The 15,846-nt window shown below is 42.6% G+C and carries 12 protein-coding genes and 4 tRNA genes; 9 read left to right on the top strand and 7 right to left on the bottom strand.

All coding sequences use genetic code 11. The features are described 5' to 3' along the window. Positions 1-127 precede the first annotated feature (127 nt). Together F903_RS01250 and F903_RS01245 are read left to right on the top strand one after the other, a co-directional pair. A complete protein-coding gene (locus tag F903_RS01250; protein ID WP_005193886.1) occupies positions 128-1,756 on the top strand; it encodes a hypothetical protein in 1,629 nt (542 codons plus the stop codon). Positions 1,757-1,936: 180 nt separating this feature from the next. Further along, positions 1,937-2,863, top strand: coding sequence for a hypothetical protein (locus F903_RS01245; protein ID WP_005193885.1), 927 nt, complete (start codon positions 1,937-1,939; stop codon positions 2,861-2,863). An 83-nt stretch (positions 2,864-2,946) separates the two neighbouring features. Here the strand turns inward: F903_RS01245 and F903_RS01240 are convergent. The 7 genes from F903_RS01240 to F903_RS01210 all read right to left on the bottom strand — a co-directional run bounded on the left by F903_RS01240 (position 2,947) and on the right by F903_RS01210 (position 7,082). Next, positions 2,947-3,022: transfer RNA gene (locus F903_RS01240), tRNA-Glu, on the bottom strand. A 30-nt stretch (positions 3,023-3,052) separates the two neighbouring features. Next, positions 3,053-3,128, bottom strand: a tRNA-Glu gene (locus F903_RS01235). A 176-nt stretch (positions 3,129-3,304) separates the two neighbouring features. Next, positions 3,305-4,720: an amino acid permease gene (locus tag F903_RS01230; protein WP_004673240.1), complete on the bottom strand. Its 1,416-nt coding sequence runs from the start codon at positions 4,718-4,720 to the stop codon at positions 3,305-3,307. A gap of 114 nt (positions 4,721-4,834) precedes the next feature. Beyond that, positions 4,835-4,910 (bottom strand) — tRNA-Glu (locus F903_RS01225). Positions 4,911-5,030: 120 nt separating this feature from the next. Continuing rightward, positions 5,031-5,106, bottom strand: a tRNA-Ala gene (locus F903_RS01220). A 57-nt stretch (positions 5,107-5,163) separates the two neighbouring features. After that, on the bottom strand, positions 5,164-6,672 hold the full coding sequence (gene gltX, locus F903_RS01215) for a glutamate--tRNA ligase (protein ID WP_005193883.1): 1,509 nt from the start codon (positions 6,670-6,672) through the stop codon (positions 5,164-5,166). Positions 6,673-6,776: 104 nt separating this feature from the next. After that, positions 6,777-7,082, bottom strand: a complete 306-nt coding sequence (locus F903_RS01210) for a DUF4179 domain-containing protein (protein WP_005193882.1) — start codon at positions 7,080-7,082, stop codon at positions 6,777-6,779. A gap of 408 nt (positions 7,083-7,490) precedes the next feature. Here F903_RS01210 and F903_RS01205 point away from each other — a divergent pair, with 408 nt between their 5' ends. The 7 genes from F903_RS01205 (at position 7,491) to mraY (ending at position 15,829) form a co-directional block, all read left to right on the top strand. Continuing rightward, on the top strand, positions 7,491-8,483 hold the full coding sequence (locus F903_RS01205; protein ID WP_005193880.1) for a sulfate ABC transporter substrate-binding protein: 993 nt from the start codon (positions 7,491-7,493) through the stop codon (positions 8,481-8,483). A gap of 198 nt (positions 8,484-8,681) precedes the next feature. After that, positions 8,682-9,605 carry a 16S rRNA (cytosine(1402)-N(4))-methyltransferase RsmH gene (gene rsmH, locus F903_RS01200; protein ID WP_005193879.1) on the top strand — a complete coding sequence of 308 codons (924 nt, stop codon included), beginning with the start codon at positions 8,682-8,684 and terminating at the stop codon, positions 9,603-9,605. Beyond that, positions 9,605-9,943 carry a cell division protein FtsL gene (locus F903_RS01195; protein ID WP_004673228.1) on the top strand — a complete coding sequence of 113 codons (339 nt, stop codon included), beginning with the start codon at positions 9,605-9,607 and terminating at the stop codon, positions 9,941-9,943. Before rsmH ends, F903_RS01195 begins: the two co-directional genes overlap by 1 nt. Positions 9,944-9,953: 10 nt before the next feature. Further along, the gene (gene ftsI / locus F903_RS01190; protein ID WP_005193877.1) at positions 9,954-11,786 is read left to right on the top strand and encodes a penicillin-binding protein PBP3; all 1,833 of its coding nucleotides are present in this window, start codon (positions 9,954-9,956) and stop codon (positions 11,784-11,786) included. 3 nt (positions 11,787-11,789) lie between these two features. Further along, entirely contained in the window at positions 11,790-13,289 is a 1,500-nt protein-coding gene (locus F903_RS01185) for a UDP-N-acetylmuramoyl-L-alanyl-D-glutamate--2,6-diaminopimelate ligase (RefSeq protein ID WP_005193875.1), read from the top strand. Positions 13,290-13,312: 23 nt separating this feature from the next. Beyond that, positions 13,313-14,710 (top strand): UDP-N-acetylmuramoyl-tripeptide--D-alanyl-D-alanine ligase, encoded by a 1,398-nt coding sequence (locus F903_RS01180; RefSeq protein ID WP_005193874.1) that lies wholly within the window; start codon positions 13,313-13,315, stop codon positions 14,708-14,710. Further along, positions 14,711-15,829 carry a phospho-N-acetylmuramoyl-pentapeptide-transferase gene (mraY, locus tag F903_RS01175; RefSeq protein WP_005193873.1) on the top strand — a complete coding sequence of 373 codons (1,119 nt, stop codon included), beginning with the start codon at positions 14,711-14,713 and terminating at the stop codon, positions 15,827-15,829. It begins immediately after the preceding gene. Positions 15,830-15,846 lie beyond the last annotated feature (17 nt).

Genomic DNA, 15,846 nt, shown 5'->3' with positions numbered 1-15,846 from the left:
GGGCTGAGCATCGAGGTAGCGCATAAGTTTATACTTGGCATGCATCTCGTCTAAAGCTATTCGCTAAAGTATTCACAGTCATGATAAGTTGATCGAAGAATTGAGCGAATAATACGCAAGGAAATACATGCTTCCTACTAAAATTTTAAAATTGCGTTTAGCACGGATTGCAAAAGCCAAGGGGCATCTGTCCACACAAGATAAATTGATGTTGGTCAGTATGGAAAGTCCAGACCTTAGCGCCAATTTCTTGTTACGATTATTTAAAGTCTCTTTACCAAAGCAATGGAAATTCAAGCATGAGACAGATGACGATATTCTCTATACAACCCAGTTGATTCGACTGATTGAAGATGAATTGATCCCAGTGTATGAGTTTCATGCACGTAAGTATGCATGGTATGAGCAATGTGTGATGTACCAACTGAACTATGTCGTTCAGCAGCCGACAGCGCAGCAAATCAATGTATATGTACGTCAGCTCGAACTATGCCTAGATCAGCAGCCTAAAATTGATTTACTCAGTTATATTCAACAGCATGATCCGAGTGCGGCACATGCTATTGCTTTGGCAAAAGCCTATGCTGGTGCAGCACAATACAGCCAAGCAATCACACACTATGAATGGGCAGCGCAGCAATCGACACAACGCAATGAAGTTGCTTTTTTTGCTTATATCGATTGTTTACTGCATCGCAACCAGCCCAACTATCAGCCCGATGTCAGTGATGCTGAATATGCCATTGCTTTGCTGTGTCAGTACCGCCAAGCAATTGATCAGAAAGCCTATTTGAAAATCTTGCACCGCGCCGTGAGCACTTTACTTCCAGCGGCAATTTTGCAAACGCGAGGATCAGAAACCAATATTTTGATGGATGTTGGTCGTGGTTTAAATTCACTGGGCAAATCTTTGGGCGGAATACTGGGAGGGCGAGAATCTCAGCTTGCTTATAGCAAAGAGGTGATTGCCAGCGCACCCCAATTATTAACCGATTCTCGTGTGCTAGAAAGTATCGCGCAGTCGAGTTCGATGCAATATGTTTTGCAACGTAAATTGATGCAGACTAAAGATCGAATCGAACAGCAAAGCACCGAATCGCTACTGGAGAATTTGTGGCGATCTATTCAAAAAGATGCTGACACTTCATTAACTTTGCTGATAGATCAAGAACAGCATGAGCAACTCACACATCTGCTTACTCAACCCATCTTGGTAGATAGGAAAAAATTAGATTTAGGGTCAATTCATAAGATTCTGGAGCATGGTCTTCTTCATTATTTAGACGATATTCGTCTTGATAAACAGCATGCTGAGCGGAATAGCTTGTATGAGCTACGTGATGTTATTTTTGCTGAAATGACGGCATTGGCGCTGTGGTTCCAGCAAGACGTGCTTAAAAGTTATTTGCAGCAACAAAGTCATCAATTGCAACAAGTCAAAAAACTATCGTGCGGTCAATTCGATGAGATTGCGCTCTCCAGCGGTTTATTTGCCTATCAATTTGAAATACAAAAACGTGCGCAAGATTTATCGGATTGGTTGCAACAGAAATTAGAGAAAGGCAATGATTTTGACAAGATGCAAGCGGCATGGGTCACGCTACGCGAGCTGGTTCATTTTGATTGTGATGAGGGGCAAGAGAAAATAAATCAGATTCAGCAAAGCTTAGACCAATACAAAACGATGCGTTTAAATCAAATCTTATTACGTCCAGATCGAAGTGAAATATCCAAGCAGAAACAAGATGAAAAGTAACTGGTTTTGAGTGTAAATTAATCAGATGTACGCATCGAAAATTTGAGGATATGCAACAAAAATACGCAAATCGCGTTGCGTTGCGTGCTAATCTAGAAAAAACGTTCGACCAGTTCGGAAAGTGGATTATAGCTCATAAGCAGTGAGCCAATAAGTAAGAAAGGGAAGAGGGAGAGCATCTTGAATCAACAAGATGATAAAAAGGCAATGTTCGATATCATGCCAGCAGATACAGCATCTGATAATAAACCATCATTATCTCGTCGGCTCATCAATAAAACATTGCAACATGCACAAGATGCGGTTGAGTTTGCCAGTGATACTTCTCGTAATATCGCAGGTGTGGCAGATGCGGCATTAGATGCTTTAGATCATGTTACCCATCATACTAAGCGTGGTGTCGAGGGGGTGCGAAACTCTGTGCGAGATATTGTCTCAGAAACCAGCGAAGCTGCACGTCAAGTGGCACTCAGTATGGCCAGAGCTTCTTTGGGGAAAAGTAGTTTAACTTTATATTTGCCAGAAATGTTGCTCAATAATCAGATCCGAAAACGCATTGATCGTGCCGAAATTGATGACATTAAAGTGGAATGTGGCAATGATCGTTTTCATATCGAATTAGACGGACACTATCGTCGTTTTCTCTATCGCCTTTCATTAGAATTTAACGTTTTAGAGTGCCGTATTGGACAGGAAAAATATTTGCGTCTGCGTCAGGTAGATGAACATTTAGACCTACAGGTTCGCCATGGCGGAACTTTGACCAATTGGGCTGCGCGTCGAGTGGGCAGTGTCAGTTTTGACGTGATTAATTCTTTACCGATCCCTTTTTTGATTAATCATTTGATTCGGGATGTGCCGGGTATTCAAAAAGAAGGGCATCGTATTTGGTATATTGACCTTGAGGAAGCAGGTTTTATTGATTTTATTAATAACCGCTCTTGGATGGTCGACAAGCTGTTAAGTTTAACTGATTTTAGTATTCTGCCTGGTTTAAACATTCTGCAAGAAAGCCGAGAGTTGGTTCAACAGTTGGTTGATCAATTTGAGATTCGAGGCCTGCGTGTACAATCTGGACGTTTAGAGGTTCAGGTTGGTATTGGGTGAAATGTAGAGGCGAACTGTGTTCGCCTTTAAAGTATATCCGCGCATAAAAAAGCCACTGTCAATGCAGTGGCTTTTTTAGAATTTGGCGTCCCTACGGGGATTCGAACCCCGGTTACCGCCGTGAAAGGGCGATGTCCTAGGCCTCTAGACGATAGGGACTTATATTGAGGCATACATCTGAAACATTAATGGCGTCCCTACGGGGATTCGAACCCCGGTTACCGCCGTGAAAGGGCGATGTCCTAGGCCTCTAGACGATAGGGACGTTTCAGAGGTGGGCGTATATTAGGGCGAATTAGATAATGTGTCAAACGCTTTTCAGGCTAAAAGCTAAAAAAAGCGAACAAGTGGATAAAATTACATCAAAATCAAAAAAATGCAGCTTGAGCAAGCTAAAACGATTGAAGTTTTAGCGAAGCGCAAGTGCATTTTCTCTGAGATTTATTTGCGGTCACGATAGAAGACATAGTGACTTAAATAACATGCCGCGATAAAGACTAAACAAACGATGAGACCTGCGTGCATTTCGGGATCTGCGGCCATACTCAAGCCTGTAATAAAGCAGAACACAAATCCTAAGATTGGCACGATAGGATACAGTGGCGCAGCAAATTTCAGATCCTTTGCAGTATAGCCAGCTTTATACCATTGACGTCTAAAGTTGAATTGGCTCAAGCAAATACTCATCCACACGATCACCATGGTGAATGCAGCCACACCTAGCAAATTCTTAAAGATGGTTTCTGGGGCAAAATGCTCAGATAACAGTCCAGGAATTGCACCAAACATCGTCACTACAAGCGCTATAATTGGTGTGCCACTCTTCGAAAGTCGAGAGAAAAGGCTTGGAAGTTGGCGTTGATCAGACAGTGACCACATCATTCGAGAGGCGGCATATAGGCCTGAGTTCGCAGCAGAAAGCAACGCCGTAATGATTACAAAGCGGATGATGTCATCTGCATATGGAATACCAATGTAATTAAACACTGTGACAAAAGGACTGCTACTGACACCTTCACCGCCTAAACCTGCGATTTCGAAAGGCAATAAAGCACTGATGACAATGATGGTTCCAACAAAGAAAATCAGCAAGCGCCAAATGGCGGCATTAATGGCTTTCGGCACGTTCACTGCTGGGTCTTTGGTTTCACCTGCGGCAACACCAATCAACTCAGTTCCAGAGAAGGCAAAGTTTACAATCAGCATGGTGGTAAAAATTGGAATCAAACCTTGAGGGAACCAGCCATGCGTGGTCAAGTTGTGGAACAATGGTGCTGATTCAGTACCCTCAAAAGGAATGAGGCCAAAAATAGCCAGTAAACCAAGCAAAATAAACACGATAACGGTTACGACTTTCACCAATGCCAGCCAAAATTCAGACTCAGCAAAAATACGTGTGGAGCTTAAATTGAGAGCAAAAATGGTGAGAGCAAAAATAATGGTCCAAATCCACATCGAGATATGGGGAAACCATTCCTGCATCAATAAGGCTGCTGCGGTAAACTCGGTTCCCAGTGTGGCAGTCCATGTGAGCCAATAGACCCAAGAGATCATGTATCCTGTGCCTGGACCAATGTATTTTTGCGCGTATGCACCAAAAGCGCCTGCCACAGGCATGTGTACAGCGAGCTCACCGAGACATAGCATCACCATATAAGCGATCAAACCACCGAGGATATAGGCGATAATTGCGCCTACAGGGCCAGTTTGAGCAATAACTTCGCCAGAACCTAGAAATAAACCTGTACCGATTGCACCACCGAGAGAGAGCATCACTAAATGACGCGTACTCATAGCACGTTTTAATGTTTTTGGTGCATTTGGGTCTTGATGGGTATTTGAGTTGGAAGATTGCATACGACAATTTGTCCAAGCATAGAGAAGCGGCTATTTTATGGAAAAATCGAAAATGTGCAATCTGATTTAATGGAAAGATTGTGAGAAAAATATAATTATTAGATAAACAGAATATGGCGTCCCTACGGGGATTCGAACCCCGGTTACCGCCGTGAAAGGGCGATGTCCTAGGCCTCTAGACGATAGGGACAGATGAGGCATGGTTTGTGTGCAATAAAATATTGCAACTTTTAAACTGAGCTTGCCTGCGCACAGCGTAGCTGTTTGCTTAAATTTTAAGGAAAAGTTTTACTTTTCTAATCTTAAAATTTGGTGGAGCCAAGCGGGATCGAACCGCTGACCTCTACAATGCCATTGTAGCGCTCTACCAACTGAGCTATGGCCCCAGTTTGTGTGAGGCAATATTAGGAGGATTGCACTCACACGTCAATGATTATGTTGGATTAACTCTCACTATTTGCATCATTTTTCGGCAATTTTAGCGATTCATTTAACTTTTCCCACACTTTCAGTTCTTTCTTGCTTGGTGTACCTACAATTTCCAAAGCATGGCGTAAACGCGCAAAGGTTAAATCAGGACCAATCGTCACCATTGCTTGCATCACAGGGGTTGAGCTGGTTGAACCCGCAATGGCAATAAAAAATGCGGGCATGAAATCACGCAATTTAATTTCCATTTGATTTGCCAAGTCCATCAGTGTTTGGCTCACCGTGTCATTGTTCCATGTGAATTGGCTTTCTAAGCGCCAAATCGCGAATTGTAAGCTTTGACGAACTTGTTCTTCAGTCAATTTTTTGCTTTCAAATTGTTCTTTGCTGATTTGTGGCATGTGATTGAAGTAAAAACCTGCCCAATTCACAGCTTCTGACAACAAGTTGATTCGCGGTTGAATCGCAGCAGCAATCTCTTCTAAAGTCTTTGGATCACTTTTCCATGTGAGTAAACGTTCTAACAATTGTGCAGGTGTGAGCGCTTTAATCCATTGACCATTTAGCCAATTTAGTTTTTCAACATCAAAGATCGGGCCGCCCAGTGAAACACGTTGTACGTCAAAGTTGTCCACCATGTCTTTTAAGGTGAATACTTCACGTTCGTCAGGCATCGACCAACCCATACGACCTAAATAGTTCAATAGAGCTTCAGGTAATACTCCGATATCTCGATAGTAGTTGATCGAGGTCGGATTTTTACGTTTTGAAAGTTTTGATTTATCTGGGTTACGCAATAAAGGCATATGGCACAGCGCAGGCATGTCCCAGCCAAAATATTGATACAATAACTGGTGTTTCGGTGCAGAAGGGAGCCATTCTTCACCACGTAATACGTGGGTGATTTCCATCAAATGGTCATCTACGACGTTTGCAAGGTGATAAGTTGGCAAACCATCCGTTTTGAGAAGCACTTGCATATCGACTTGTGCCCATGGGATTTCGACTTCGCCACGTAACATGTCATTGATTTTACAAATACCTTGTTCAGGCACTTTCATGCGGATGACATGTGGTTCACCTGCTGCAAGACGACGTTGAACTTCTTCTTGTGAGAGTTTTAAACCACGGCCATCATATTTCGGCGTTTCACCACGAGCTTGTTGTTCAGCACGCATTTGATCGAGTTCTTCTGCGGTTGCGAAACAGTAGAACGCATGACCTTTTTCAATCAACTCAAGTGTATATTGTTTATAAATGCCCATACGTTCAGATTGGCGATATGGAGCATGTGGGCCACCTACATCTGGGCCTTCTGACCAATTTAAGCCTAACCAGCGCAACGAATCTAAAATCATTTTTTCAGATTCAGGTGTTGAACGAAGCTGATCCGTATCTTCGATACGTAAAATGAATTCACCACCGTGCTGTTGAGCAAAACATAAATTAAATAATGCAATATAGGCAGTGCCTACATGAGGAAAGCCTGTAGGAGAGGGCGCAATGCGAGTACGAACTGTCATAAGTGATCGGCGTTTAAATTAGAATTTGAACTATTATAACGAAAAAGCCTAGTCACGGTATGACTAGGCTCATTTAAACATGTGAGGAATTACATATTTAATCGTTAAGATGTATGCGGTTGAAATATGGTTTGAACGAAACGGGAAAAACGTTCATGTTGACTGGCAAAAAAAGTTTGAGTCGGTGTTGTCCGAATACTATTCAACATTTTTAATTCATCATCTGTTGCAGATAATGATAATGAGGTATTGCGTTTTTGCTGATCGAGCGCTTTAACGATCGGTGAAGTCGTCTTGTCTAGCGTTTTTAAACTGTTATTTTCTTTAATCGCAGCTGCATGCCCAACAGATATAGAACAAGTTAAAAATAAACTTAGGCATAGTGCTTTTTTCAACTCTAATGCTCGCATTGCTCACATCCCCTTTTTGATTTCTGGTCTATCAAGACCAACCAAACAACTAATAATTTGCTTTATAGATACAATTTAAACATAAAAAATAATAAAAAAGTAGAACTGCGTCACACTTTTTACAAAAAATCTAAAATTTAGCCACGCCGTTATATATGTTTATAACAGTGTTGCTGCTTTGTACACAATACAAATTTAGCAAGCAAATGTGTAGAAAGCGTGGAGGCCCTCACTTTTCAAATGTTAGCTCACAATGCCTCGTTGTACGTTTATAGAGCAGTAGATATCTTGTAGCGGTATATCTTAAAAGCAGAATAATAATCTATTTATTAATATAACTATATGATTGTAAAGCTATTTGATACTAAATATAGTGCTTATGAATGGGGTCTGATGAGGAAGAAATAAATGAAAATAGCAATAACAACATTTTTGCTGTTGGGTTTAACCAGTGTAGCCCAAGCAGCGACAGCCTTTCTAAATGTATCTTATGATCCAACGCGTGAGTTTTATCAAGAATATAATCAGGCATTTGGACAGTACTGGAAGCAAAGAACAGGTCAAGACGTTAATTTTAAACAGTCACATGGCGGTTCGGGTAAACAAGCTCGATCCGTGATCGATGGTCTACAAGCAGATGTGGTGACTTTAGCACTTGCCAATGATATCGATGAAATAGCGAATGCTGGTTTAATTCGAAAAGATTGGCAAAAACAATTTAAAAATAATTCTGCACCTTATACTTCAACCGTTGTCTTTTTAGTTCGCAAAGGCAACCCAAAGCATATTCGTGATTGGAATGATTTAATTAAAGATGGTGTTGAAATTATTACCCCAAACCCTAAAACAGGCGGTGCACCGCGTTGGATTTATTTATCTGCTTGGGGGTATGCATTAAAACAACCCGCTGGAAATGATGCAAAAGCGCGTGAGTTAGTCAAAAAACTTTACCATAACGTCAAAGTTCTAGACTCAGGTGCACGTGGTTCTTTAACGACTTTTGCTGAACGTGGTATTGGTGATGTGCTGTTATCTTGGGAAAATGAAGCGTTATTGGCAACTCAAGGTTTGGGAAAAGATAAATTTGAAATCATTTATCCCTCTATTTCGATTTTGGCAGAGCCTTCGGTTGCAGTCGTCGATAAAACAGTAGATAAAAATGGAAATCGTCATTTAGCGCGTGGCTACTTAAACTTCCTTTATTCCCCTTTGGGACAAGAGCTTGCGGCGAAACATTACTTCCGCCCACGGCATCCGCAAGTCGCAGCAAAATATGCAGCGCAATTTCCGAAGATTCAATTGTTCAATATTAATGAGGTGTTTGGTGGATGGGAAAAAGCGCAAAAAACACATTTTGTGAATGGCGCAGTTTTTGACCAAATATATTCCCAAAAGCGATAGAATGACGTGTCGCTACTTCGGATTACTTAAGTGCAAAAGCAAATATGCGAGGTATTTGCTTTTTTTATTGAATGGAAAATGATAAGAAAACGGTTTTACCTATGAAAAGTTAAGAATTCTCTACAAAAAGTCGTTTGGTACTGGCATAAAACAAGGTGATAATGTGCAGTTACATTTTTAGCTGTTGATTTATCTACTATGTCGCATATTTCTGTCTTACTTCACGAAACCATTGATGGCGTTTTGGCAGGTCGCGACTCAGGTGTTTTTGTTGATGCCACCTTTGGGCGCGGCGGTCATACCAAATTATTGCTCTCAAAATTAGATCAAAATGCACGTGTTTACGGATTCGATAAAGACCCACAAGCGCTTGAAGTCGCAGCACAATTAGAACAAGAAGATCCTCGATTTAAAATTATTCATGCCAGTTTCGCGGATATACAAACAGAGTTAGCCAAGATCGGTATTACTGAAGTCGATGGCATCATGGCGGATTTAGGTGTGTCCTCGCCACAGCTTGATCAAGCAGAGCGTGGCTTTAGTTTTATGAAAGATGGGCCATTGGATATGCGGATGGACAATTCGCAAGGTCCAACTGCGGCAGAATGGTTGTTGAAAATTGAAGAAGAACAACTCGCCAATATTATCTATCAATACGGTGAAGAGCGTTATAGTCGTCGTATTGCCAAAGCGATTAAAGCAGCAGGCGAAATTACCACCACTGCACAGCTCGCAGAAATCGTTAAGGTTGCTCATCCAAAATGGGAAAAGCATAAACATGCTGCAACGCGAACCTTTCAGGCGATTCGCATTGCCTTAAATAAAGAGCTGGATGATATTGAGGTATTTTTACCGCAAGCGGTAGAATTGTTGAAAGCCCAAGGGCAATTAGCCGTGATCAGTTTCCATTCTTTAGAAGATCGTCTAATTAAGCAGTTTATTCAAAAAGAATCGACTCTAGCTGAAGATCATGGTTGGGGCATGCCGCAACAACGTGTTGATACGCGACGCTTAAAGAAAGTGTCTCGGATTCGTGCGAGTGAAGCTGAAGTGAAAGAAAATCCTCGTTCTCGTAGTGCATGGCTGCGCGTTGCAGAGCGTATAGAGCAAAAAGGCAAATAATGAACAATAAAAATGATGACGAGGTTCTACCAAACAGCAAAAATGGACTGAAAAAAGTCGTTGTTTATGCTGTACTTGTTGCACTGGTATTCACGAGTGCAATGATGGTGGTGTTTCAGGTATTTGAATATCGTCATGACTATCGTGACTTGAGTGCATATATGCGTGAAAGAGATGATTTAAATGCTGAATGGGGGCGTCTGCTCATTGAGCAGCAAACCTTTGGTGCGACGGCACAGATTGGTTCACGTGCTGTTACGCAACTCCGCATGTTTTCACCCCCCGCGGCACAAACCGTTGTGATTTCTTTACCTACGACCTCGAAGCAAGATAAATAAGGCATGCTGTATGGCAGATAAGCGAAGTAAACCGATACGAAGAAAACAGCAGTCTATTTCGGCAAAACCAACACTTGCTTTGGATATGTGGCGGTTTTATTTGCTTTGGGGTGTGGTACTGCTTTGTTTCGTGGTTCTGGTGGCACGTGCATTTTATGTGCAAGTGGTCAATAAAGACTTTTTGCAAAATAAGGCCAATGCCAATATTTTACGGACTGAACGTCTAGAAGCAATGCGTGGTGTGATTAGTGATCGTCACGGTGTGCCGCTGGCAATCAGTACACCGATTATGAAAATCGTGATTGACCCAAGAGATTATTGGGATGCTAAAAAACAATTTAATGAAATTACTGAAGAACTCAAAAAAGATCCGACCAATCGCCGCCTAAAACGTCAGTTGCCGAATAAAAATTTAAATTTAGATGAATTGGCAGATGCTGTTGGAATTGACCGTAAAGTTTTAAAGCAACAAATGAATGATCGGGCTCGTTCACGTTATTTGGTATTGCAAAAAGAAATTCCACCGCAACAAGCAGATTTAATTATAAAACGCAATTTTCAGGGTGTTTATACTGAGAAAAGTTATAAACGTTATTACCCTCAGCCTCAAGCAAATGCACAAATTATTGGTTTGACCAATAGTGAGGGCACGGGTATCGAAGGCTTAGAAATGCAGTTGAATACACGACTGGCAGGGGTTGATGGCGAACAGAAGATTATCCGTGATAAAAAAGGCAATCGCCTCAAAGTTTCGGAAGTGATCAAAGAGGTCGAATCAGGTGAAAACATCACCCTGAGTATCGATTCACGTCTGCAATATATTATGTATCGCGAGTTGACAGCTGCGGGTGTTGCAAACAATGCACGTTCAGCAACAGCGATTGCTGTCGATGTCAAAACGGGTGAAATCTTGGCGATGACCAGTTGGCCATCTTATAACCCAAATGATAAGGGCGGGCTTTCAAATAAAGATGCCATGCGTAACCGTGGTGCGATTGACATGTTTGAACCGGGTTCAACCATGAAGCCATTTACCGTTGCTGCTGCATTAGAAAGCGGTCAATACACACCGAATTCAATTATCAATACCGCACCAGGATCGATGCGTTTGGGTTGGCATACCATTCGTGATACCCATAACTATGGTGCGCTGACATTGACAGGCGTGATTGTTAAATCATCAAACGTGGGTTCAGCGAAGCTTGCCTTGTCTTTGCCTAAAGATGCTTTGCCGTCCTTTTTCCGTCGTGTCGGTTTTGGTCAGCGTTCGGATGTAAGATTTCCTGGTGAAAGTGCAGGCATACTCTATTCTGGAGATAAGCTCAACTCATCACAACTCGGTACGATGGCTTACGGTTATGGCCTGAATGCCACGATTTTACAACTTGCACAAGGTTATGCGATGCTGGCGAATCATGGCATGGAAATGCCGTTAAGTTTGCATAAGCTAGAACATGCACCCGAAGGCAAACAAGTACTTGACCCTAAAATTGCAGATCAAGTGTTGATGATGTTGGAACAGGTCACTTTACCGGGGGGGACTGCAAAACAAGCCGTGATTCCTGGTTATCGTGTTGGGGGTAAAACGGGAACAGCACACAAACTTCGCGCTGACCGTAAAGGCTATTCAAATAGTGAATATCGTGCTTTATTTGCGGGTGTTGCACCTGTGAGTGACCCTCGTTTAGCAATGATCGTTGTCGTAGAAAATCCGCAAGGCCGCTACTATGGTGGTTTGGTTGCAGCGCCTGTTTTTGCCAGAATTATGCAAGAGTCCTTACGCTTACTCAATGTCCCTTTGGATAGACCACTAGATACTTCACCAACTCCAGTGCGCAGGTAAAAAATGTCGATTTGTTTTCTACAGATACACCCGATCAACATCGATGCAGCTTGGTCTGCGCAGCCTTTTAACGGTTTTTGTTTGGATAGCCGTAAGCTTGAAGCAGGGCAAATCTTTATTGCGTTGAATAGTTTTAGCCAAGCTGAGAAAACCCGCCAATTTGCGCAAAATGCATTGGATGCAGGTGCATTGGTGGTGATTAGTGAAACTGCGCTAGGTTTAGAAAAAGAGTGGACCTGTCCAACAGTTCGTCAGTTATTGGGTGAATGGCAAAAGCAATATTTGCAGCATGTTAATCCAGTATCGATCTTACGCGGTATTGCAGTCACAGGCACCAATGGCAAAACCACAATTTCTCGTTTAATCGCGGAATTGGTGAGTTCACAAGGACAAGGCTGTGCGGTGATGGGGACCACGGGCAATGGTATTTTGCCGAATTTGACACCCTCGAGCCACACGACCTTAGACGCATTACAATTACAAAATGCCCTGCATGCTTATGCCAAGCAAGGTGCAGCATTTGTTGCGTTAGAAGCCAGTTCTCATGGCTTGGAGCAAGGGCGTTTAAACGGCTGTGAGATTGAAATCGCGGTCTATAGTAATTTAAGTCGTGACCATTTGGATTATCACGGTACTTTAGAGGCTTATGCTGAAGCAAAAGCCTTGTTATTTAGATTTACCACTTTAAAAGCCGTGGTGATTAATTTAGACGATACTTATGCCACGCTCATGTTGGATGCGGCCAAGGCCAATCCATCGCAACCTAAAATCTTAACTTATTCACTGACTCAAGCAGTTGCAGATTATCATATTGCTGATTTGCACTATCGCTTGAGTGGAGCGAGTTTTACGCTGATTGCGCCAACAGGTTTGTATTCAGTTCAAAGTCCATTGCTTGGGCATTTTAATGTCGAGAATTTATTGGCAAGCTTAATTGCAGCTGAGTATGCAGGTTTTGCTTTGGCTGATTTAGTCCAGTTTGTACCACAACTCAAAGGTGCACCTGGTCGCATGCAAGTGATTCAGGGTGCTGAGCGTTTATTCGTGGTCGATTATGCACATACTCCTGACGCTTTGATTCAAGTGTTGACGACTTTAAAGCGCCATGTCTCTGGTCAGCTTTGGGCGGTATTTGGTTGTGGGGGGGATCGTGATCGTGGTAAACGTCCATTGATGACACAAGCAGCACTTGATCATGCCAATCCTGTAGTTTTGACTTCAGATAATCCACGGACTGAAAACCCTGAACAGATTTTTGCTGATATGAAGCAAGATATTGACTTTGCTGATCATACAACGCATGAAATTCATGATCGCCGTGAAGCGATTAGATTTGTGGTTGAACATGCACAAGCAGGAGATATTGTGGTGATCGCAGGAAAAGGACATGAAAACTATCAGGAAGTTGATGGCGTTCGTCATTGGTTTGATGATGTAGTAGAAGTGCAATCAGCAATTGCTGCACAGCCACATTCGATACACTCAGCATATCCTGCGCAATAAGAGTAAAAAGGTAAATAACAAGTATGCACACCTCAACCACCAGTACAGTTCCATTAGAACCTTGGACAGCAGAACAATTACAACAAGCGACACAGGGTGAGTGGTATAACGCAAAACCTCTACAAGGTGAAATCAAGCGAATTTTGACAGACTCACGCCATGCCGAAGCAGGTGATGCTTTTCTTGCCTTGAAAGGTGAGCGTTTCAATGCACATGATTTTGTCGCACAAGTTGCGTCACAGGGATGTCAAATGGCGATTGTTGAACGTCCAGTCGATGCTGATATTGTGCAGCTTGTGGTCAAAGATACGCGCTTGGCTTTGGGGCATTTGGGGGCTTATCGTCGTCAACAGAACCCACAACTTAAAGTGATTGCATTGACGGGCAGCAGTGGTAAAACCACGACTAAAGAGATGTTAGGCAGCATTCTGTCTCGTTTAGCGCCGACGTTGATTACCCGTGGCAACCTCAACAATGATTTAGGGGTGCCGATGATGTTGCTTGAATTACGTCAAGAACATCGCTATGCCGTGATGGAGCTTGGGGCGAGTCATCAAGGTGAGATTGATTACACCTCAAATCTAGTGCAACCGCATGTGGCTGGCATTCTAAATATTGGAACAGCGCACTTAGGTGAGTTTGGTGGGCGAGAGGGTATTTGTCGCGCCAAGTCAGAAATTTATGCGCACATTTTGCCTGAAGGCACTGCGATCGTTCCTGCAAAGGATGATTATGTGGCAAGCATTCGTGAGAGTGCTCAAAAGCATCCAATGTTAAGTTTTGGTGAAGGTGGAGATATCTTTGTCACTGATGTTGAACTTCATCCTCAATTTTCACAGTTTCGTTTGCATACACCGCAAGGCGTTCGCGCTGTGAATCTGCCCTTTGCAGGTGCACATAATGTGGAAAATGCAGCAGCAGCCACCGCATTTGCCCTGGCGATTGGGATTGAACTCGATGATATTGTGCATGGCTTAGAACAGGCACAAGGTGCAAAAGGTCGTTTGAACTTTATTCAACATCAACAGCACCTATTTATTGATGATACTTATAATGCCAATCCAACCTCAATGCGTGCAGCTGCGAATGTCCTATTGCAGCAGCAAGGTTTGAAAGTCATGGTCATGGGCGACATTGGTGAGCTTGGTGAATCAAGTTGGCAAGAACATCATGATTTAGGCCGAGATTTAGCGAATTTGCCTTTAGATGCATTGGTTGTGGTCGGGGAGTTTGCTGAAGCAGCACAGCAGGGCTCAGCGTATGCCAAAACATTACATGCATTTGCTACACAAGCAGAGGCGTTACCGTTTTTAATTAATTTAGTGCAAAGACATCAACCCCAGTCGATGAGTTTCCTCTTCAAAGGGTCCCGTTTCACCCACATGGAAACGTTGATGGCTGATTTGATGGAGAAAATTTAAATGTTGTTATGGTTATTTGAACAATTGGCGGGGTATAACAGCTCGTTCCAAGTTGTTCGTTATTTAACATTGCGTTCATTATTGAGTCTACTGACCGCGTTGGCAATTGGATTGGTTTTAGGGCCGATCATGATTCGCAAATTACAAGCATTAAAATATGGTCAAGCGGTGAGTTCTTTTGCACCTGAAAATCATGCCAAGAAGATGGGAACGCCGACCATGGGCGGGATTCTTATTCTGCTGTCTATTGGTATTAGTACCCTTTTGTGGGCAGACTTATCTAACCCTTACGTATGGATTGTTTTGGGGGTTATGGTGGTGTTTGGCGCAGTCGGTTGGGCCGATGACTGGATTAAAGTCCGTTATAAAGACAATGCGGGTTTACCTGCACGGAAAAAGTTTTTTTGGACTTCGGTTGCTTCCTTAGGCGCAGGTATTGCCTTATATGTGATTGCAAAACAGCAAGATAGTGCCTTGCATACCGCGAATATGTTGGACTTATTGATTCCATTCTTTAAGAATCTTTCCATTCCACTTTCAGCGGTTCCACTTGGTTTAGCCTTTATTGCCTTTACTTATTTGGTGATCAATGGCGCATCTAACGCAGTCAATCTAACCGATGGTTTGGATGGCTTGGCGATTATGCCGATTGTAATGGTCGCGGCAGGTTTGGGCGTATTTGCCTATTTGTCTGGTGATATTCGTTTTGCCAATTATCTACATATTCCCTATGTGAAATATACCTCAGAGCTTGTAGTGATTTGCTCAGCGATGATCGGTGCTGGTTTGGCCTTCCTTTGGTACAATGCCCACCCTGCTCAAGTGTTTATGGGTGATGTCGGTGCGTTGGCATTGGGTGCGATGCTCGGTACGATTGCAGTCATGGTCAGACAGGAAATTGTATTTGCGATTATGGGTGGCGTATTTGTTATGGAAGCCATCTCGGTATTTTTGCAGATTGGTTCATTGCGGATGCGAAACAAACGTGTATTCCTGATGGCACCTCTACATCATCATTATGAAAAACAAGGCTGGAAGGAAACTCAAGTGGTGATTCGCTTCTGGATTATTACGATTTTCTTGGTGGTTTTAGGGTTAATGACGTTAAAATTACGTTAAGCCACGATTTAAAAAAA

The organism is Acinetobacter sp. NIPH 298 (assembly GCF_000369505.1).
Lineage (GTDB): Bacteria > Pseudomonadota > Gammaproteobacteria > Pseudomonadales > Moraxellaceae > Acinetobacter.
This window is presented reverse-complemented; position numbering and strand designations above follow the sequence as displayed.

Excerpts from the sequence above, each read along its gene's own strand:
- F903_RS01250 (WP_005193886.1), top strand. The coding sequence starts at position 128 with ATGCTTCCTACTAAAATTTTAAAATTGCGTTTAGCACGGATTGCAAAA.
- F903_RS01230 (WP_004673240.1), bottom strand. The coding sequence starts at position 4,720 with ATGCAATCTTCCAACTCAAATACCCATCAAGACCCAAATGCACCAAAA.
- gltX (WP_005193883.1), bottom strand. The coding sequence starts at position 6,672 with ATGACAGTTCGTACTCGCATTGCGCCCTCTCCTACAGGCTTTCCTCAT.
- F903_RS01210 (WP_005193882.1), bottom strand. The coding sequence starts at position 7,082 with ATGCGAGCATTAGAGTTGAAAAAAGCACTATGCCTAAGTTTATTTTTA.
- F903_RS01205 (WP_005193880.1), top strand. The coding sequence starts at position 7,491 with ATGAAAATAGCAATAACAACATTTTTGCTGTTGGGTTTAACCAGTGTA.
- rsmH (WP_005193879.1), top strand. The coding sequence starts at position 8,682 with ATGTCGCATATTTCTGTCTTACTTCACGAAACCATTGATGGCGTTTTG.
- F903_RS01195 (WP_004673228.1), top strand. The coding sequence starts at position 9,605 with ATGAACAATAAAAATGATGACGAGGTTCTACCAAACAGCAAAAATGGA.
- ftsI (WP_005193877.1), top strand. The coding sequence starts at position 9,954 with ATGGCAGATAAGCGAAGTAAACCGATACGAAGAAAACAGCAGTCTATT.
- F903_RS01185 (WP_005193875.1), top strand. The coding sequence starts at position 11,790 with ATGTCGATTTGTTTTCTACAGATACACCCGATCAACATCGATGCAGCT.
- F903_RS01180 (WP_005193874.1), top strand. The coding sequence starts at position 13,313 with ATGCACACCTCAACCACCAGTACAGTTCCATTAGAACCTTGGACAGCA.
- mraY (WP_005193873.1), top strand. The coding sequence starts at position 14,711 with ATGTTGTTATGGTTATTTGAACAATTGGCGGGGTATAACAGCTCGTTC.